Origin of the sequence: Paenibacillus sp. H1-7 (assembly GCF_022354825.1) — a bacterium.
Classification (GTDB): domain Bacteria; phylum Bacillota; class Bacilli; order Paenibacillales; family NBRC-103111; genus Paenibacillus_S.
Genome location: NZ_CP031168.1, coordinates 3816137 through 3836322, shown reverse-complemented (window position 1 = coordinate 3836322; position 20186 = coordinate 3816137). Strand labels below are relative to the sequence as shown.

10 protein-coding genes are annotated in these 20186 nt (G+C 51.4%); 2 read left to right on the top strand and 8 right to left on the bottom strand.

The window, feature by feature from the left end:
- Positions 1-86: 86 nt before the first annotated feature.
- Both DVH26_RS17040 and DVH26_RS17035 read left to right on the top strand, forming a co-directional pair.
- On the top strand, positions 87-6794 hold the full coding sequence (locus DVH26_RS17040) for a DUF7507 domain-containing protein (protein WP_239634962.1): 6708 nt from the start codon (positions 87-89) through the stop codon (positions 6792-6794).
- Complete coding sequence (locus DVH26_RS17035) at positions 6791-8467, top strand: DUF11 domain-containing protein (protein ID WP_239634961.1); 1677 nt, start codon at positions 6791-6793, stop codon at positions 8465-8467. Before DVH26_RS17040 ends, DVH26_RS17035 begins: the two co-directional genes overlap by 4 nt.
- A gap of 162 nt (positions 8468-8629) precedes the next feature.
- Here DVH26_RS17035 and cysI read toward each other — a convergent pair whose 3' ends face one another.
- The 8 genes from cysI to DVH26_RS16995 all read right to left on the bottom strand — a co-directional run bounded on the left by cysI (position 8630) and on the right by DVH26_RS16995 (position 20168).
- Positions 8630-10354: an assimilatory sulfite reductase (NADPH) hemoprotein subunit gene (cysI, locus tag DVH26_RS17030; protein ID WP_239634960.1), complete on the bottom strand. Its 1725-nt coding sequence runs from the start codon at positions 10352-10354 to the stop codon at positions 8630-8632.
- A gap of 33 nt (positions 10355-10387) precedes the next feature.
- Entirely contained in the window at positions 10388-12214 is a 1827-nt protein-coding gene (locus tag DVH26_RS17025; protein ID WP_239634959.1) for an assimilatory sulfite reductase (NADPH) flavoprotein subunit, read from the bottom strand.
- Between the two features lie 571 nt (positions 12215-12785).
- A complete protein-coding gene (locus DVH26_RS17020; protein WP_239634958.1) occupies positions 12786-13709 on the bottom strand; it encodes an NAD(P)/FAD-dependent oxidoreductase in 924 nt (307 codons plus the stop codon).
- Positions 13710-13973: 264 nt separating this feature from the next.
- Positions 13974-15317 carry an ABC transporter substrate-binding protein gene (locus DVH26_RS17015; protein ID WP_239634957.1) on the bottom strand — a complete coding sequence of 448 codons (1344 nt, stop codon included), beginning with the start codon at positions 15315-15317 and terminating at the stop codon, positions 13974-13976.
- Positions 15318-15576: 259 nt separating this feature from the next.
- Positions 15577-17124 carry an extracellular solute-binding protein gene (locus tag DVH26_RS17010; RefSeq protein ID WP_239634956.1) on the bottom strand — a complete coding sequence of 516 codons (1548 nt, stop codon included), beginning with the start codon at positions 17122-17124 and terminating at the stop codon, positions 15577-15579.
- Between the two features lie 39 nt (positions 17125-17163).
- On the bottom strand, positions 17164-18306 hold the full coding sequence (locus DVH26_RS17005) for an enolase C-terminal domain-like protein (RefSeq protein ID WP_239634955.1): 1143 nt from the start codon (positions 18304-18306) through the stop codon (positions 17164-17166).
- 22 nt (positions 18307-18328) lie between these two features.
- Complete coding sequence (locus tag DVH26_RS17000) at positions 18329-19210, bottom strand: carbohydrate ABC transporter permease (RefSeq protein ID WP_239634954.1); 882 nt, start codon at positions 19208-19210, stop codon at positions 18329-18331.
- Between the two features lie 34 nt (positions 19211-19244).
- Positions 19245-20168, bottom strand: coding sequence for an ABC transporter permease (locus tag DVH26_RS16995; protein ID WP_239635400.1), 924 nt, complete (start codon positions 20166-20168; stop codon positions 19245-19247).
- Positions 20169-20186: the final 18 nt, after the last annotated feature.

Genomic DNA, 20186 nt, shown 5'->3' with positions numbered 1-20186 from the left:
ATAGGCATGGTAAAGGAACAGTTACTCATTGTAGCATGACGTACCCGTTTTACTTGCTGCAAAACTCTATTTTGTACTGTAAGGGGGTGACATCAATTCCTCTTATTGTTCGCGCTACGTTCAATGCAACTGGAGCGATCACGTTTACCGGGAATACGATGGGACTGAGCCGATCCGATAATTCCGGCACGCCGGGAACGCAGGACAGCATTGGCGCTTTCACAACAACGAATACGTCAAGTGTTTTCGGCACGTATCCGAACGGCACAACCAGCCTGTATCAAAGCAACAGCTCGTCGGCCATTCTCACGCTTCCAGCCGGCAGCACCGTATTATATGCGGAGCTGATCTGGGGCGGATCCTACATTAACGGCAATGTCAATTTAAGCTCCGCCATCAACAATCCGGTTACGCTAATAAATCCCGCCGGAACCTTCAGTATTACCCCGGATTCGGCCACAAGCAATCAGGTCGATTTGGGAAACGGGGCGTTCGCCTATGTGCGATCAGCCAATGTCACTACCATTGTTCAGCAAGGGGGAGCAGGAACTTACACGACGGGCGGTGTAGTCGGAACCATCGTCGTCACCGGAGATCCGACGGCCAATCATGCCGGATGGACCTTGGGCGTTATCTATCAGAACGGCTTGCTCCCGTTCCGAAACATGTCCATCCGGGCGGGCGCCGTACTCGTACAGGCTAACTCCGGCCCCGTCAACACGACATTGACCGGATTTGCCACGCCACTCTCTGGCCCCTTAGGAGGACGCGCCTTATTCAGCGCACAGGAAGGGGATGCGAATCGGACCGGGGATCAAGCGCTGTTCGGGCCTACCTCCTCTTCGCTCGTAGCTTTATCCGGTCCGAACAATTTTGCCAACAACTTCTTCGCTTCGCAGATTAACAACGACGCCGGTCAGCTGGACATGACAGGTACATTCGGCAACCGCAACCAGACTAATGGTACCCCGGGTACTAACATTATCGGGGGACGTCAGGGCTGGGACATCACCAACGTTGATGTATCGGCACGCCTTGTCAACACTCAATCATCCGCCGTTCTAAGCCTGACTACATCGGGCGATGCGTATGTCGTCAACGGGAACGCGATTCAGGTCGATATTAATGCTCCGAAAATCACTTTGGTCAAAAGCGCCAATGTGTCGGGCGTCATTGTCGGAGATACGATTACCTATACGGTAACGATAAGCAACACCGGTACGGCCAATGCATCCAGCGTCGTTCTGTCCGATGTGCTGCCAGGCGGGTTGACCTTCGTCAACGGCAGTGTCACCGTAGCTGGAGTCAGCCGTCCTACATATGATATTACGGCAGGGGCACCGCTCGGGACGGTGAACCTCAGCAGCTCGGTTACGGTTACTTACCGCGCTTCGGTGACATCCTTGCCGAGCAGCCAGCAGCTAGTGAATACGGCGAATGCGGCATTTTCGTTTCAAAGCGTTGCCGGAGGGCCTACCATTTCGGGAGTGGTTCCATCCAATTCGCTCCCGATAACCGTCTACTCTCCCGTGCTTACAATTACAAAGACCGGGAGTACGGCAAACGCAACCGTCGGGAATCTGGTTACCTATACGTTGTCGATCTCCAATACCGGTAACATCGGAGCTGTAACTACGATCACCGATAATATTCCAGCTGGCAGCAGCTTTGTTACCAACAGCTTCCGAGTCAATGGAGTCGTCATTAGCGGCGCTAATCCTGCGGCAGGAGTCGCTATCGGCACTGTGACGGCAGGCGGCACAGTAACCGTAACGTTCCAGGTGCAGGTGAACTCGCTGCCCTCCCCTCCTCAGCTCGTGGATCAGGCGACGGCATCGTATACATATAATCCGCCGGACGGCAGAACCGTCAGCGGATCCGCGTCATCGAACACTTTGACGATCCCGGTACGGCTGCCGAGTGTGAGCGTAGTCAAGAGCGTCAGCCTTCCGGATGCCACGGTCGGCGACACGTTAACATACACCTCGGTCATTACCAACAACGGGATTGAGGCTGTCAGCAATGTTGTGCTGACCGATTTGATACCAGCGGGCACGACCCTGGTTGCAGGCAGTGTCATCGTCGGCGGGGTCGCCAAGCCTACGGCCAATCCCGGCAGCGGCATCCCGGTCGGGCTCATTACCGCAGGAAGCTCATCCACCGTCACTTTTCGGGTAACCGTAAGCTCTCTTCCAAATCCGGCGCAGCTGGTCAATCAATCGACGGTATCGTACAGCTCGGGCTCTTTTTCGGGGATCAGCTTATCGAACAGCACGACGACACCGGTCTATGTACCGGTCATAGGACTGACCAAAAGCGCCAGTACATCCAATGCGACCGTAGGAGATACGATCACGTATTCGGTCGCCGTCAGCAATACCGGAAATATTGCCGCTCAAGTCACTTTGACCGACAATATTCCATCGGGTACGGCGTTCGTTGCCGGCAGTGTCACGGTCAATGGAGCCTCAGTACCCGGAGCATCCCCAGTAACCGGAATTGCTCTGGGAGCGGTAACAACGGGAACACCGGTAAACGTAACGTTCCAGGTTGTACTGAACTCGCTGCCGTCTCCGCCTTCCATCGTCAACCAAGCGGTTGGCAGCTATAGCTATCAGCTGCCGAGCGGTCGAGGACTATCCGGCTCCAGCAGCTCCAACACCGTTACGATTCCGGCGTCGGCCCCCAACCTAACCGTAAGCAAGTCGGTAAATGGTACCGCCGCAACGGTTGGCGATACGCTCACCTATACGATTGTCATAAAGAACAATGGTATTGCAGCAGTCAATAACGTTGTCGTAACGGATCCTATTCCTGCCGGAGCCGTGTTTGCAGCCGGTAGCGTTACGATTAATGGAAGCACTGCGCCGAGCGCCAACCCGGCGGCTGGAATAACAATAGGAACCGTCAATGCAGGAATTACGGTCACGATTACTTTTCAGATCCAAGTCACCGCGTTGCTGAATCCGGCGCAGCTTCGCAACAGAGCAAGCGCTAGCTTTACATCCGGTTCCTTCTCCGGAACGTCGTTGTCGGAAACTATCGTCACGCCGGTATACCAGCCTGTCATTTCCTTGGTGAAAAGCGCCAGCACTTCCAATGCTACCGTCGGTGATACATACAATTATGTGGTACAAATCAGCAATACGGGCAACTATCCCGCCGCTGTAACCTTAACGGACAATATCCCGGACGGAGCCGTCTTCGTAGACAATAGCGTCATTATTGACAATAATCCTATTCCGGATGTCAGCCCGGTTACCGGTATTCCGGTCGGTTCGGTGGCTGCGGGCACAACCGTAACCGTGACCTTCGTCTGTACGATTCATTCTTTACCGGCAACACAGAAGCTGGTGAATACGGCGTCGGCATCTTATTCGTATGTTTTGCCTGATTCCAGACCCTTCTCGGGCTCGGCGGCTTCCAATACGGTTACGATTCCCGTTTCGCCGCCGAACGTCAGCGTCAAAAAAACCGCCAGCGCGCCGAATGTCGTTACCGGCGATACGCTTACCTATACATCGGTGGTTAGCAATAACGGCATTGCGAACGTCAATAATATCATTCTCAGCGATGTTCTTCCTGAGAATGTAAGCTTCATCACCGGAAGCGTACTTGTGAATGGCTCCCCTCGGCCTTCCGCAAATCCGTCCACCGGCATCCCAATCGGTACCCTGGCTCCCAGCACGGCGGCTACCGTAACATTCGAGGTGAAGATATTAATGCCGATTCCATCCCAGATTAACAATCAGTCCACGGTCAGCTTTACATCCGGTACGTTCTCCGGGTCCTCTTCATCCAACGTTACCGTCACACCGGTTACCCAACCGCAAATTGCGCTGGTGAAAAGCGCCAGCACCAGCAACGCGACCATCGGCGATACGGTTACCTATACCGTCAATGTGAGCAATTCCGGGAATCTGCCGGCTGTCGTAACGCTAACGGATACGATTCCACCGGGCACGATCTTCAGCGAGAACAGCGTTATTGTCGGAGTCGTTCCTCAGCCGGGCAGCTCCCCTGTCTCAGGGATTGCCGTTGGCTCTGTAGCGCCCGGAACGAATGTGAACGTCAGCTTCTCCGTGGTCGTCACCTCTTTGCCGACCCCTCAGCAGCTCAGCAACACAGCGTCGTCCACCTACACGTACACGCCTCCTGACGGCAGGCCATTAACGGGTTCGGCCGTCTCGAACACGGTCACGTTCCCGGTATCCGCAACCAATGTTACGGTGGCCAAGAGCACAACCACAACGGCAGCAGCGGTAGGCGATACCGTCACTTACTCCGTGCTGGTCCGTAATGACGGACTCGTCACAATCAATAATGTGCTATTTACGGATGCACCGCCTGCCGGATCGTCCTTTGTTCCCGGCAGCGTAACGATTAACGGGTCATCCGTTCCTGGAAATCCGACAACAGGCATTGCTTTATCGCCAATCCCGTCATCCGGTTTCGTTACGGTCGGTTTCAGCATCCTCGTCAATGCGATACCTTCAACCGGCCAATTAAGCAATCAAGCTGCGGTCACCTTTACATCAGGCGTTTTTTCCGGGGTTACCTTCTCGAACACGCTGTTAACGCCCGTCTTCCAGCCGATCCTCTCCGTGGTCAAAAGCGCAAGCATAACCATTGCTACAGTCGGAGATACGCTGACATACACGCTTCTTGTCAACAACACCGGGAACTACGGAGCCTCTGTTGTAATAACCGATACGATTCCTGCCGGGACTACGTTCGTCCCGAACAGCGTCATCGTTAACGGCTCATCTCTCGCTGGTACCGATCCTTCCGCTGGAATCCCTATAGCTTCGGTTCCGGGGGGCACTACCGCGAGTGTCATGTTCTCCGTGATCATTACCAGCTTGCCGAACCCGCAGCAGCTCGTAAATCAGGGGACCGCCGCTTACTCCTTTACTCTGCCTGACGGAACTCCGCACAGCGGTTCCGTACAGTCTAATACGGTTACGATGCCGGTATCGGCGCCTAATGTCAATGTCGTCAAAACTACCCCTACAACGGCAACGTACGTAGGAGACGTTATCGTCTATACTACCAAAATGACCAATACCGGCATAGAAGCGGTCAATAGTGTCGTGTTCACGGATCCGCTTCCTAACGGGACCGCTCTAGTGCCCGGGACCGTGACCGTTGACGGGATTTCACGAGCAGGAGCTAATCCGGCGACCGGCATTTCGATCGGCTCCATCGATTCAGGTGATACCGTTACAGTAGCTTTCAACGTTACTGTGATCTCTTTGCCTTCGCCTGCCCAATTAAATAATCAATCTTCGGTAAGCTTTACGTCCGGAGCGTTCTCTGCCGTAACATTCTCCAATACCGTTACGACACCGGTGTATCAGGCGTTCTTTAATGCGGTCAAAAGCGCGAATACATCCGTAGCAACCGTAGGAGATACCATTGTTTACCAAATCAAATTGAATAATACGGGCAACATCGGCGCTACGGTCACGTTAACCGATACGATTCCGGTTGGAGCCTCGCTGGTTCCCAATAGCGTCCTGCTGAACGGCTCACCGATTCCAGGCGCGGACCCGTCAGCCGGAATTCCGCTTGGAGTGATCACAACCGAAGCTACGGTCACGTTCTCCGTTGTGATCGTATCCTTGCCGCCCAACCAGCAGCTGTCCAACCAAGCAACGGGCACTTTCGCCTTTACGCTTCCGGACGGACGCTCGTCAGGCGGATCGTTCAGCTCCAATACGACTCTCATTGCCGTATCGGCGCCTAACGTCGCCGCGGTGAAAAGCTCGTTATCGACAGATGCCGTCGTAGGAGATACCATCGTTTACAAAATCGCTGTAACCAACAGTGGCATCGAGAACGTGAACAACGTCGTCGTTACCGATCCGATTCCGGCAGGTTCCAGCTTCGTGACCAATAGCGTGAAGGTGAACGAAGTCCAGCAGCCGGGTGTCAGCCCTACTACAGGCATATTGCTGAATACCATCGCTCCTGGAGTTACAGTTAACGTCACGTTCAGCGTCGTCGTCGACGCGCTGCCGAGCCCTGCACAGCTTAGCAACCAAGCTTCCGTCAGCTTTACTTCCGGCGCGTTCTCTGGCACGACGTTCTCCAACACCCTTGTTATCCCTGTCTATCAGCCGATCGTCGCAATAACCAAGAGTGCGAACACGACCAATGCCACGGTTGGAGATACGGTCGTATATATGCTCAATGTAACCAATACCGGTAATTTGGCCGCTACGATAACCGTAACGGATGTCATTCCGGCCGGAACCGCATTTGTTCCCAACAGCGTCATTGTGAACGACGTTCCTCAGCCGGGTGCCGATCCAAGGACAGGGATTTCGTTGGGGGTCGTACCTGCAGGAACAACCGTGAACGTATTGGTTACACTCGAGGTTACGGTGGAAGCTCTTCCTTCACCGCAGCAATTGGTTAACCAGGCAACCGCCAACTACACGTATTCACCTCCGGACGGTCGGGTTTTGACAGGCACCGTCAATTCGAATGTGCTGGTCATCCCTGTTTCCGCGCCGAATGTCAACGTAGCGAAAAGTACGGATGCCGTCGATGCCGTAGTCGGAGACATCATTACGTACACGATTGTGATCAGCAACAATGGCATCGAACCGGTGAACAACGTGGTTATGATTGACCCTGTTCCGGCAGGAACGGTCTTCGTTCCAGGCAGTGTTACCGTTAACGGAGAATCAAGATCCGGCAATCCGAATACCGGGATCCAAGTCGGCACCATTGTTAACGGTACTTTCTCTACGGTAACCTTCAAGGTCGAGGTTACGACAATATGATGCCCGACGGAACGAACCCATTGCTGCAAAACCAATCCCTGGTTCGTTTCAACACCTCCGGCACAGAGCAGGTATCTTACTCCAACACCGTTGTCACACCGTTGGTCGGTCCCATTCTTACTGTCACTAAATCATCCGTCGAAACGGAAGCATCGCTCGGTCAGTCGATTACTTACCGGATCGTTATGACCAACACCGGTAATAAAGATGCGCAGCTGACAGTATTCGATACGATTCCGGAAGGAACTTCGTTAATTGCAAACAGCGTGCTGCTCAATGGAATCCCGCTTCCCGGCATCAGCCCGGGCAGTGGGATTCCAGCCGGCACACTGCAAGTCAACGGCACTATAACGATCGTCTTTCAAGTCATCGTGGTCTCCATCCCCGCGGATCTTCAGTTGAGTAATCAGGCCGTAGCGAGGTATTCCTTCCAAGCCGACGATGACAGAGTCGTAACGGGAAGCGAACCGTCCAACATCGTCAACATTCCGGTGAAACCTTTTTTTGTTTCGGCACGCCTTAGTGCAAGCACCAATACTACCTTTGTCGGAGATATCGTTACTTACGAAACGGTCATTGTGAACGAGGGGAACACGGCTATATCCAATGTCATCATGAAAATGCCTGTGCCTCCAGGCATGCTGTTCATTCAGGGCAGCGTCGTTATCAACGATATGATTGCTCCCACATTGAATCCTGAGATAGGCATTCCGGTTGCATCGGTTGCCCCAGGGGCATCAGTCAAGATTTCGTTCCGTATGCAAGTCGTCCAAATCCCGCCGTCAGAGTCATTCCTTAGTCAAGCAACCGTGTCCTATAACGTCGGTGGAGGATCTTACAGCTTGGAGACCAATACGGTAACCATTCAAGCCTATGCCGCTGGCCTGCAAGTTGTCACCACCGTTAACTATGTCCGGGCTACAATCAGCGATACGCTGAAATATACAATCGTTGTCCGAAACAATAGAACACTTGCTGTGGATGCAGAGCTGGAAATTACCGTACCGGATAACACATTGTTCGTATGGAACAGTATTTATATCAACGGTGTTCTACAAAGAGGTGCCCAGCCTTCCGATCGTCTTCCGCTTGGAACCTTAACGGCAGACTCACAGTCGGTTGTGACCTATGAAGTCCAAATTCCATCTACCGTAACGATCCAGAAGCCGTTGATAACCAATCTAGCCGAAGTCTACTATACGTTCCGGTTACCCGACGGGCGGCTCATTCAATTAACGGATGATTCCAATACGGTGGTGACCGCGTTGGTCGTCCCGATCCTTCAGCTACATGCTGAAGTTGACCCTTCCGTTGTCGAAATCGGATGTACAACTGAATGCAAGGTTGTTACAGTCAATGTGGGGAACTGGCCTGCGGGAGTAGTCCTGTCTGAGCTTATTCCGGCCAATACTTCTTACGTGGCGGGAAGCTTGAGATGGTCCGGGGTCAGCGGCGGCCTCGTAATGATTAACGGTACCGTTTCGCTCGGAATCATTCACCCGAATCAAGAGGTGACCATCTGTTATAAGATCTTGGTAAAGGAGGATGACGCTTCCCACCGTATTCATCGCTATATGGTGGCAGCATATCGTTATGAGTTGGATGGAAGAAGCTATTCCGGGGAAGTCCGCTCCAATACGATTACGATCATTATAGAAGATTACGATGAATGATCTTAACGACATAACACCTCCTCCACTACTGTGGATTGGAGGTGTTATTGTTTTTCGGAGCAAGCGTTTCTTTTTTGATAGAAAGAGAACATTGCCTGGGGACAAGAAAAAACGAAGTGAATCCCTAGGGGAGCCACTTCGTTTGTAATCAAGCTTGATGGATTATGAATGAAAATCTTGACCGGAGCGAACTTCTTTGACATAGCCGGCACGGATAGTGAAATCGCCAAAATGCTCGCCCTCATGCCGTTCTTTGGCATATTGGGTAATGATCGGCTGCAGCGACTCCAAAATTTCCGTTTCGCCGATGTTTTCTTTGTAAAGCTTATTCAGACGGTCTCCGGCGAAGCCGCCTCCCAAGTACATATTGTACTTGCCCGGTGCTTTACCGATGAACGCAAGCTCTGCCAGCATCGGACGCGCGCAGCCATTCGGGCAGCCTGTCATCCGAATCACGATATCGTCCTCGCGCAAACCGGCCTCATTGAGCATAGGCTCGATTTTTTGCAGCAATTCCGGAAGATAGCGCTCCGCCTCGGCCATCGCCATTCCACAGGTTGGCAAAGCTACACAGGCCATGGAATTTCTTTGCAAGGCCGTATGCTGTACTCCATCGGAGAGGCCGTATTCCTTAATTAAATCTTCAATCTTTTTCTTCTTCTGGCTGCTTACATTGCCGATAATCAGGTTCTGGTTCGGAGTCAGGCGGAAGTCACCGGTATGAATCTTGGCAATTTCTCTAAGACCGGTCATCAGCAAATAGTCGCCTTCATCCATAACGCGGCCATTTTGGATGAACAACGTGAAATGCCATTTTCCGTTGCTTCCCTTAACCCAGCCATAACGGTCTCCGTTATGTTCAAATGTATACGGACGCGCCGCTTCCAGCTTCCAGCCGAGACGGCTGCTCAATTCTTCAATGAACCAATCGATACCGCGGTCATCAATCGTATATTTAAAGCGTGCGTGCTTACGGACGGAGCGGTCGCCGTAGTCTCTCTGGATCGTAACGGTTTTCTCCGCAACATCAACGACTTGCTCCGGTGTGCAGAAGCCGATCACCTGTGCCACTTGAGGATACGTCAGCGGGTCTCCATGGGTCATCCCCATTCCTCCGCCTACTGTAACGTTGAAGCCAACCAGACGTCCGTCTTCAATAATTGCAATGTATCCCAAGTCTTGGGAGAATACGTCGACGTCGTTGGACGGCGGTACCGCCATACCAATTTTAAATTTACGCGGCAAATACACTTTACCGTAAATTGGCTCTTGTTCTACGTCGTTATCTTGGCTATCAACGATCTTCTCACCGTCGAGCCAAATTTCATGATACGCTCTAGTCCGAGGATCGAGATGATTGCTGATTCTGCGCGCCCACTCGTATACTTCGGAATGAACCTCCGATTGATACGGGTTCGGGTTGCACATGACGTTACGGTTAACGTCGCCGCAAGCCGCCAATGTGCTCAGCAAGGCGTCGTTCACTTCGCGGATCGTCTTCTTCATGTTCCATTTCAATACGCCATGCAATTGGAACGATTGACGGGTAGTCAAGCGGATCGTGCCGTTCGCATAGTTTTGCGCGATGCGGTCCATCATCAGCCATTGATCCGATGTAACGACTCCGCCCGCCGCGCGTACGCGAAGCATGAATTGATAAGCAGGCTCCAGCTTCTGCTTATGACGCTCGTTGCGCAAATCCCGGTCGTCCTGCATGTAGCTGCCGTGAAATTTCATCAAGCGGTTATCGTCTTCCGGGATAGAGCCCGTGAGGACGTCTTCCAACGTCTCTGCAAGGCTGCCCCGTAGGTAATTCGTTCTGCGTTTGATCTCTTCTACGTCACTGTGCGGAGCACTGTTCGGTGACAGTAAGTTATTATCTGACATGCTGCTTTCTCCTCTTTTCTTCAGGAATCGTGCTTAGTAAACATCCCGCTGGTACCGTTTTTGCTGCTGCATGCGGCTCAAATATTCCGCCGCTTCGTCCGGACTGAAGCCGCCCTCTTGTTCGAGGATGGTCAGCAGCGTTGCATGTACGTCGTGCGCCATCTTCTTCTCGTCGCCGCAGACGTATACATTCGCGCCTTCTTGCAGCCATTGGTACAGCTCCTTGCTCTTCTCGAGCATTCTATGCTGAACGTATACTTTCTTGTCCGTATCCCGGGAGAAGGCAACATCCATACGTGTCAATACTCCCGCTTTCATCCAGCGCTGCCATTCGATTTGATACAGGAAATCGGTGGTGAAGTGCTGGTCTCCGTAGAACAGCCATGTCTTGCCTTCCGCTCCGGTCTCTTCCCGCTCAGCCAAGAAGGCTCTGAACGGCGCTACGCCCGTACCTGGTCCGATCATAATGATAGGCGTATCCTGACTTTCCGGAAGCTTGAAGTTCGGGTTGTTTTGAATGAATACCGGCAGCTTGTCGCCCAATTGTACCCTTTCGGCAAGCTGAACGGAGCAGACGCCGTATCTCTCGCGTCCATGCGACTCGTACCGCACGGCGCGAACCGTAATGTGCACCTCTTCCGGAGACGCCTTGGAGCTGCTCGAGATCGAGTACAAGCGAGCCGGCATTTTTCTCAGGATGGAGACGAATTCTGCCGCCGACACTCCCTTAAAAGAGTGGTCCTGAACCAAATCCAGAAGATCCCGTTCTTTAATATAGGCTTTCAGCCCCTGCTCATGTCCTGGTTCTACAAGCTCTTTGAGCGAGCTGCTCGAAGAAAGCTTGGCTGCTTGCTCCAGCAATGGTTTGGTCAAAACGGAAATTTCATAATGACGCAGCAATGCCTCTTGTACGGACAGTTTATCGCCATTTTTATTAATTGTAACCTGTTCCTCCGGCTTCCACCCCATTGCGGCGATAAGCTCGCTTACAAGACGAGGGTCATTTTCCGGAATGATACCGAGGCAATCCCCCGGCTCATACTGAAGGTTGGAACCTTCGAGGGATAGCTCAACGTGGCGGGTCTCACGATCGGAACCGCGGCCGTTCAAATTTAAATTCTCAAGAACCTCGGCTTGGAATGGATTCGTTCTCGAATATTCCGATGCCGTGTCGCTCGCTGCAGCAGCGCCTGCATTGCTTGCCGGACTCGATACAGTCCCCGAAGTCTCACTGAGAGAGCCCAATACACTCTCCATCCATTCGGCAGCGGCCTCATCGAAATCAACGTCACAGTCTACGCGCTGCGCAATCCGTGTTCCGCCGAGCTCTTCCAAGCGCTGGTCGAAATCCTTGCCCGTCTTACAGAAAAATTCATAGGACGTGTCGCCCAATGCCAGGACGGAGAAACGCAAGCCATCCAGCTTCGGCGCCCGTTTGCTGTGAAGGAACTCATAGAAAGGAAGCGCGTTATCCGGAGGATCTCCTTCGCCATGCGTGCTCACGCAAATAAGCAGGTTTTGCACTTTTTTCAAGCCGCTCGTTTTGAAGTCGCTCATTGAGGAGAGCGATACTTGAAACCCGCGTCCCTCGAGCTTTTTCGACATCTTCTTTGCCAAGCCTTGGCTCTTGCCGGTCTGTGATCCGAAGAGCACGGTTACTTCCTTGGAGACGGAAGGTGTGCTAGCCGCTGCGACGGCTGCGGGTGCTCCGGCTGGTGCTGCCGCGGCTGCAGCGCCTTGAAGCGCCGTTAAGTATCCGCTTAACCAAATGCGTTGCGATTCCGTTAAAGTAGGCAGAAGACGATTGAGCAGCTCTGCCTGCTCCTGACTAAAAGGACTGTTCGTTACTTGAAGTTCCAACAATATCCACCCCAGTAGTAATATTTAATTCCCAGTAAACTTATCTTCTTAATCTTTAGATATATTGAACCTAACACAGCAAGCCAAACAGGTCAATTAGAATGACCTTATAAGATTCATAAGTAATCCTGATAAATGCATTTACAAATTCCGAAAAGGTATGATTTTGATAATTAGCACACTTAAATCAGCGTTTTTCCCGGCATTTTCCGGCTAATACCCAGCTCCTTCGACAGTTTTTTGAAGATTTCACTCTTTGCAATAGGTCAGGGCGAAAGTACATTTTTTCGACACAATCATTTGTCCAAAATTTGAACAGGCAATATGCCTGAAAATGCATTAATACTATGCGGCTCTTATCAATTTAACGCTTTCACATTTATTAATTCTAGCGAAGCACTTGGAATTCCTTCTCTTCTATTCGACAAAAAAAAGAGAAGCCTGAGGATTCAAGCTTCCCTTTCGTGTAACAATTTGGCGGAAAAACAGTAGTTTTTGGAATAAAACTGCTGCGGCCAGGCCAACTTATAATATATATCCTTTTTTGGCCTTCAAGACTCTGCACTAATCATTATATCGCTTTGTCATCGCTGTACCAGGCTTCTGAAATCAAGTCATGATTGATTCCCATTCCAGTTAATGACCCTAATGATGCGGCGTTTACCACCTGATACAGCTCCGATGCCGCATCACCTGCGCTATAGACGCCGGGAACGTTCGTTTTGCCCAAGCCGTCGACCACTACCATTCCTGAATCCGCCACTTTGCAGCCCAGCGCCTTCGGCAAGTCAGAGCCTGCAGCAAGCTTCGGAGCGAAGAAGATTCCCGTGCACGGCACTGCCGTACCGTCCTCCAATACAACCTGCTGTACCATGCCGTCAACCGATTCGATCTGCTTGATCGGTGAATTGAGCACTGGCACGCCATGCTGCTTCAGCTCCTCGCGTTGTTCATCCGTCAACTCATCAGGACCATTCGTGCAGACGGTATACCGGTCGGTCCACCCGGACAGCATTTTCGCCAGATGCAGAGCCTTCGCTCCTTTGACGATGACTACGAGCGGCCGGTCTCTAAGCTCCCATCCATCGCAATACGGGCAGACAAAGGCGCTTTTGCCGTACACGTCAGACAATCCGTTTATTTCTACCGGCAGGTCCTTCATTCCTGAGGCAAAAAGCACTTTTTTGCACCGGTACTCCTCTCCCCGGCCGGTCTGTATCAGAAAGTTACCATCGGAGCCGGTGACGGATACAGCGGTATCCTCTACAAACTGGATGCCAGGATATGCGGATATCTGTTCCTTCGCAATTCGCCGAAGCTCACCTGGCTGAATGCCGTCTCGGGTAAGAAACCCATGAGACTCGCGGGTAACCCGATTGCGCGGACGCCCTTCATCAATGACAATCACGCTTTTTCTAGCCCTAACCAGCACCAATGCTGCACTCAAGCCGGCAGGCCCGCCGCCGATAATTCCTACATCAACTAATGGATTCATAATAACCACCCTTCCGGATCTGTAATATCCATAATAAGTTACAAGAAACTGAGCTTTCTTGTTTACTGCATGTTGAGCACTTACTTTTTTGGAAAACTCCTGAGCGATCCCAGCTTTTATATATGCCGCCCATTCCCTCATCCTCATAAACTACATTATAGATACTTAATGTCTGTAATGCAAACGAAAATGTACTTTCCCATTACCGCAAAAGAAACTGCAAAAAGCAACAAACCGCCGGGTTACCCGGCGGTTTGTTATCCATCATTGACTCTTCTTGGCTTCGACCTGCTTCGCCATCGCTTCTTCCGCTTCGCGAAGCGCGGTATTGATATCGATCTTGTTGATTATAAGCTTGTTGATCGTACCCTCAACGATTTTTTTCAACTCATTCAGGTTGGCGCCTACAAGTCCTTGTGAACGAGCCGGTGGAACGGCCGCAGGCTTCATCGTTGTAACGGCTGCCATGTTCTTGCCTTTCAGCTTAGGCATCTCGGAGCCCAGAATCTTATCCAAATCTTTGATCGTCCTAACGGACGGCATGTTCGCTTTCGACTTCGCTTCCGCGATCTGTCTTTCGTCCGACAGCAAGTATTCAACAACTTTGAAGGTCATATCCGGATTTTGATTCGTCTTCGTGATGTACCAGTAAGCGCTGGAGCCAGTGACCATCCCGGACGTATTAGGCGCTTCCTTGAATGTCGGCATGGTAACCATATCCCAGTTCATCTCATCCGGAAGACCGCTGTACGCGCCGAATTGGGTGACGGTCAATGCAACCTTCTGCGTAGCGCCGAACGCAGCCGCTTCCGTAGTTTGCGAAGTTCCTTCCGCTCTCATATTGTTAGGAATCTCATAGAATCGGGAAATGTTAAGGAACAGCTCCTTCCATTTCTCCGGATTGTACATTTTATCGGCTTTCGGATCGAGATAGGGAACCGACAGCTGATTATCGCGAAGCACGACGCCGTAGAACGAGCTGAACCCGCGATAAATTTCGCCGCCTTCGTTACGTGTCATTTTCTTCGCCAAGTCGTATGTATCATCCCAAGTCATGCCGTCCTTAGGGTACGGCACGCCGAATTTATCGAAGATGGATTTGTTGTAAAACATAACCTGCGTTCCGCCATAAGGCATCGGCAGACCGATGAGGCTGCCTTCCGGCGTCGTCGTCTTAATCGCATCCAGCAAGCCCGGCTCGAACCTCCCAAGATCATATCCGTGCTTCTTGGCAAGCGGCGCCATATCCATGTGCAAATTCAGGTTGATCAAGTAGTTATCGACATCCGATAGCACGCCGAACACCAGATCCGGATAGGTTCCTGCAGCGATAAGCTCGGGTATCGTGGTTCCTTGACCGCGCGCAATATAGTTTAATGTAACATTGGGAAACTTCTTCCGAATGTCATCGCCATAGCTTTTGTCGAAGTCCTCCAGGCTCATGCCCAAACCGGAAGCTACCGTCAACGTGACCGGTTTCGTCATATCTACGACGGGCTGTACAGCCGTTTCCTTTGTAGCGCTTTCATTCCCTTTGCTGCTGCATGCCGCCAGCATCGTTACGGCAAGCAAGGCCGACATTACCGGCGCAATCTGTTTCATCTTCATGTTCAAGTCCCCCATTTTGTTTGTAAACCCTTACACTTTTTATCATAGCTCCGATTAATTAGGGGTGTCTATGCTGAAAACTCAGTAATATTTGTTGAAAAATAAGATATTCTTGTTCACTTGCCAAAAAAATATCTATTCTGGGATGCGCGAACTGGAGTATTACTTCTCCGGGATTTCAGTAAACAAAAACAAACCGTTTGAACTGCTCCAAGCAGTCAAACAGTTTGCTTTGTTCATCCTAGTCTGCCTGCACCTCTTATTTGGCAGATTTGCGTTTTTGATATTCCGCGTTTATTTCCTCTGTAATTTTTTGATAGTTGGCATCCTTTTTCAGCGTCTCAACGTATTTATCCCATTCCTCCATCGGAATTTTCCCGATAATAACCTGTGTCTTCATATCGGCAATTTTCTTGGTATAATCCGCGCCCATCTTGAGATCCGTCTCTGAGACCAACCCGATCGCCGGATCGCCAACGGATATTTTCGAACGCTCCTCCGCGATTTTCATATTACGCTGGTAAATCTCTTTAGGCATGCCCGCTGCATATTGCCATAGGTCTACGACAGGCGTACTGAACATTTTTCCCCACGAGCCGGTTCCTACGCTATCCGCCACCGCTTTGTCGTTAGCTATCTTCAAGCCGTCGGCTACCGAATAATGGACATCTTTTATTCCGTATAGAGTCAAATCCAGACCTTCGCCGCCGGAGCCATAGTTGATGAAGCTCAATATCGCCTTCATCTTGGCTTCCGGTACGGATTTGGGTATCGCCAATACGCCGTTCATGCCGGAGCCTTGAGAGACATACTGCTTCCCTCCCGCTTTAGGCGCCAAGGATACCAATGGGGTCCACTCTACCTTCGGATCCTTCTTCCATTGATCCATGGTGTATCGGAACAGCGCTTCCGGCGTTTCCGCAGTAACTCCAGCTCGGCCGCTTGTGGCGAGCTCCCAGTATTGGGTTTCTTTCAGCACCGGGAAGTCTTGAGGGATTAACCCTTCCTGGTACAGCTTGCGCTGGAAGGCAATCGATTCTTTGACCTCCGGCTCGAGGTTCATATTGACGAGCTTGCCGTCTTTCTCTTTCCATCGGCCAACCGTCCCGGTGAACACCTCTTCGATCATTTGCGCGCTGCGCATCGTGAAGCCGACGGTATCCTTTTTCCCGTCCGGCGCGTTCTCCTTAAACGCTTTCATCACAGTATACAGCTCATCCATCGTCGTTGGCATCTTCAGTCCGAGCTTATCCAGCCAATCCTTGCGGATTGAGAAGAATCCGCCCCCGTCCAACGGCCTTCCTGCAGGCACGGCGAAGCTTTTACCGTCAATTTTGGTATTGTTCCAAATCTTAGGATCCAGAGCCATGAGGTTAGGATAGTCCTTGACATAAGGCGTCAAATCCCAAAACGCTCCCTGTTTCACCATTTGGCGGAACAGCGGGGTCGTTATACTTGGAATTTTGATTAAATCGGCAATATCCCCTGCTGCCAGCGCCACATTGACCCGGTCCGAATAATCTCCTCCCGGCACCCATTGAACGGTCAGCTTCGTATTGGTTTTCTTCTCGAATTCCTTCAGTACCGGATTTTCCGGAGAAGGCGGCTGGGCGATAGTATAGTCCACCATGATCTTGATTTCCGTTGGCTTGCCGGAAGGGGGTGCAGCCTCCTTCGGAGTCGTTCCCTCACTTGGCGGAGAGCTGGTGGACGATGTGCAGGCGGTTGTAAAGGCAGACAGCAGCATAGCGGAAGAAACGGCCAGTATAGCGGGCTTACGGGACCATCGATGCTCACGAATGTTCATAAGGAATCATCTCTCCTCGAAATTAGTAGGCTGGGACAGCTATACACTCCATCCGTTGTCACGGACCTGATTGTCGTAGTAGCTTTTGTCGACGTGCAATCCGAAGCCCGGAGCTTGCGGAACGGATATTTTACCGTCACTAATCGAGTAGCCGGACGTATCGATTCCGGGAACCTGAGCTTCATCCCACTCTACGAATAGGAAGCCTTTGATTGCCGGATACGCGTGGGCTGATGCATAATTGCCATAGAAACCGCCGTAGTTATGCGGTGCCGCCTTGACTCCGCTTCGTGCCAGCCGTTCGGCGAGCTTTAACCAGTTAATAATTCCGTAGTCCTTCAGATCATACTGAATGGCATCGATCAATCCTTGCTCCGCCCACTCCACGATCGGCTTCGCCGCCAAGCCTTCGCCGTCGGTAATGAGCACGTTCAGCTGCTGCTCGGCCATCCATTCCTTCAGATTGCGGTACAACCGGTCATCCTCATGGAATGCTTCCTCAATCCACAGCAGATTGGACTGCGCCGTTTCTTTCAACACATGCTTGGTCAAGTTCAGGTTATATCCATTATTGGCATCGATGGAAATATTGCATGCCGGCCCCACGGCTTCCCGGATACCGTTGACTATGGCGATGTCCCTTCTAGTTCCCTCCATCAAGTCCATATGCATCGCCCCGCGTCCCACTTTAATTTTGAAGCCGCGGAAGCCTTCATTATACCCCTGCATCGCCTCGTCCTGAAGCAGCCGAACCGCTTCGGCATCCGTGGCAAGATGGAGATCATCGAAGTACAAGGAGGTGTCGTAGCAGGGAACCAGCAAAGGAGACGTCGTCTTTGTTCCGCTCAGCAGCTCGTATACCGGCTGGTTTCTTACTTGTCCGAGCCAATCCAGCAGCGGGAACTGAATCGCCTGGAACCGGTCGTCGATCCATTGCTCCTCGGAGAAGATGTCGCCGACTCGGCTGCCGACCAAAGCCGCTGCATTCTCTTTGGATATTCTCGACCAGCCGTAGCCGGTAATGCCGCCTATCGTAATGCTCAGCATTGGGAAGCTGACTTCTTTGCCGTGTACCCCAAGTCTTGCATTGCATCCGGCCAATCGTCTGCGTTCGCCTTTCATCACTACTTGCTCTATTTTTTCAATACGCCAACTTGCATCCAGTTCGTTAAAGTTTTTCATCGTAACAGCTCCTCATATTGTATTATCCTTTGACGGATCCGAGCATGACGCCTTTCGTAAAATGCTTTTGCAGGAACGGGTACACTATCAGGATGGGAAGCGTAGATATGACCACAGCAGCCATCTTGATCGTCTGTGTAGGCAGCTGCTTATCGGAAGCCATCTCTACTGCGGACGCCCCTCCCACCGCCGTATCCGAATCGATCAGCATGTTGCGCAATACGATTTGCAGCGGCACCTTGGTAAAATCGTTAATGTACAAGACTGCGCTAAAGAACGTATTCCAGTAAGCCACCGCGTAAAACAATCCGAACGCTGCCAGCGATGCGGCTGATAGCGGAAGAATGATCCGAAAAAAGATCGTAAGCTCGTTACAGCCGTCAATCATGGCCGCTTCCTCCAGCTCGATCGGAATACTGTCGAAGAAGCTTTTCATCAAGATGACATACCAGCCGCTCGTCAGGACCGGAATGATCAGCGACCATACGCTGTTAATGAGTCCCAAATCCCGGACCAGCAAATAAACGGGGATGATACCGGGATTGAACAGGATGGTGAACATGACCATGAACAGCATGATGTTTCTGCCACGCAGTCTTTTGCGGGAAAGACCGAAGGAAAACGCCGATGTGATCATCAGGCTGAGTAAGGTTCCTGCCGTGGCCAGAAAGGCGCTGACTCCGGTAGCCCTAATAAAAGCCGAGGTCGAGAGCAAATACTCGTAAGCTCCTGTGCTCCATCGGCTCGGCAGCAGCACAAAGCCGTTCTTATCGGCGAATTCGCCGGGCTCTGTGAAGGAAACGACAAACACATAGTACAAAGGAAATAAGGTAACGAGGGCAACGATAATCAGCAGCACGATATTGGTGATGTTAAAAATCCGGTCTCCCAGACTTTCTCTCATGCGATTCATCCTCCTTTACACTCGACGCCCCTCCTTAATAGACGCCTTCTTCGCCAAACCGCTTGGCTGTCCAGTTGGCCCATACGACCAGCACAAGTCCAATGACGGACTTAAACAGCCCGACAGCCGTCGTATAGCTGAACTGCCCCTGCTGGATCCCGTTCCGGTACACATACGTTTCGAACACGTCTGCAACGTTCGCTACTGCTCCGTTAGACATCAAAAACACCTGCTCGAAGCCGACATCCATAATGTGCCCCAGCCGCAAAATCAACAAAATAATGATGACATTCCGTATTCCCGGAAGCGTAATATGCCATATTTGCCTTGCACGGCTCGCCCCGTCGATCTTGGCCGCTTCATACAGCTGGGAGTCGATTCCCGTGATCGCAGCGAGAAAAATGATCGTACCCCACCCGGTATCCTTCCATATGTTCTGCCCGGTAAGAAGTGCCCAGAAATAGTTCTCACTGGTTAAAAAAGCAATCTTGGCGTATCCCATCCGCTCGAGGAGCAGGTTGATGATGCCGTTGGATTGGGACAGAAGCAAAAACGTAATCCCTGCAATAATGACCCAGGACAGAAAATGAGGTAAATACACGATAGATTGGATAGTTCGCTTGAATAACTTGTTGCCTACCTCATTCATGCTTAAGGCTAGCAGGATAGGCAGCGGGAAAAAGAAGACTAAGCTCAGTAGGCTGATCATCATCGTATTGCGGAACAAGACGTAAAAGCTCGGGTTCGTAAAAAATCGGACGAAATGCTCCATTCCGACCCAGGCGCTTTTCCACACTCCCAGATAAGGAGAGTAGTCCTGAAAGGCAATGATAATGCCCCACATCGGATAATACTTAAAAATAAGGAAGTACAGGATTCCGGGTAAAACCAGCAAGTATAAATACTTATCGCGTCTCAGATCGGACCAAAGCATCAGCTTGCTCTTCTTCTTCACCATTGTGTAAGACCTAAGCTT

What these genes read in the sequence shown, in the direction of transcription:
- DVH26_RS17035 (WP_239634961.1), top strand. Translation starts at nt 6,791, where the DNA reads ATGATGCCCGACGGAACGAACCCATTGCTGCAAAACCAATCCCTGGTT.
- cysI (WP_239634960.1), bottom strand. Translation starts at nt 10,354, where the DNA reads ATGTCAGATAATAACTTACTGTCACCGAACAGTGCTCCGCACAGTGAC.
- DVH26_RS17020 (WP_239634958.1), bottom strand. Translation starts at nt 13,709, where the DNA reads ATGAATCCATTAGTTGATGTAGGAATTATCGGCGGCGGGCCTGCCGGC.
- DVH26_RS17015 (WP_239634957.1), bottom strand. Translation starts at nt 15,317, where the DNA reads ATGAAGATGAAACAGATTGCGCCGGTAATGTCGGCCTTGCTTGCCGTA.
- DVH26_RS17010 (WP_239634956.1), bottom strand. Translation starts at nt 17,124, where the DNA reads ATGAACATTCGTGAGCATCGATGGTCCCGTAAGCCCGCTATACTGGCC.
- DVH26_RS17005 (WP_239634955.1), bottom strand. Translation starts at nt 18,306, where the DNA reads ATGAAAAACTTTAACGAACTGGATGCAAGTTGGCGTATTGAAAAAATA.
- DVH26_RS17000 (WP_239634954.1), bottom strand. Translation starts at nt 19,210, where the DNA reads ATGAGAGAAAGTCTGGGAGACCGGATTTTTAACATCACCAATATCGTG.
- DVH26_RS16995 (WP_239635400.1), bottom strand. Translation starts at nt 20,168, where the DNA reads ATGGTGAAGAAGAAGAGCAAGCTGATGCTTTGGTCCGATCTGAGACGC.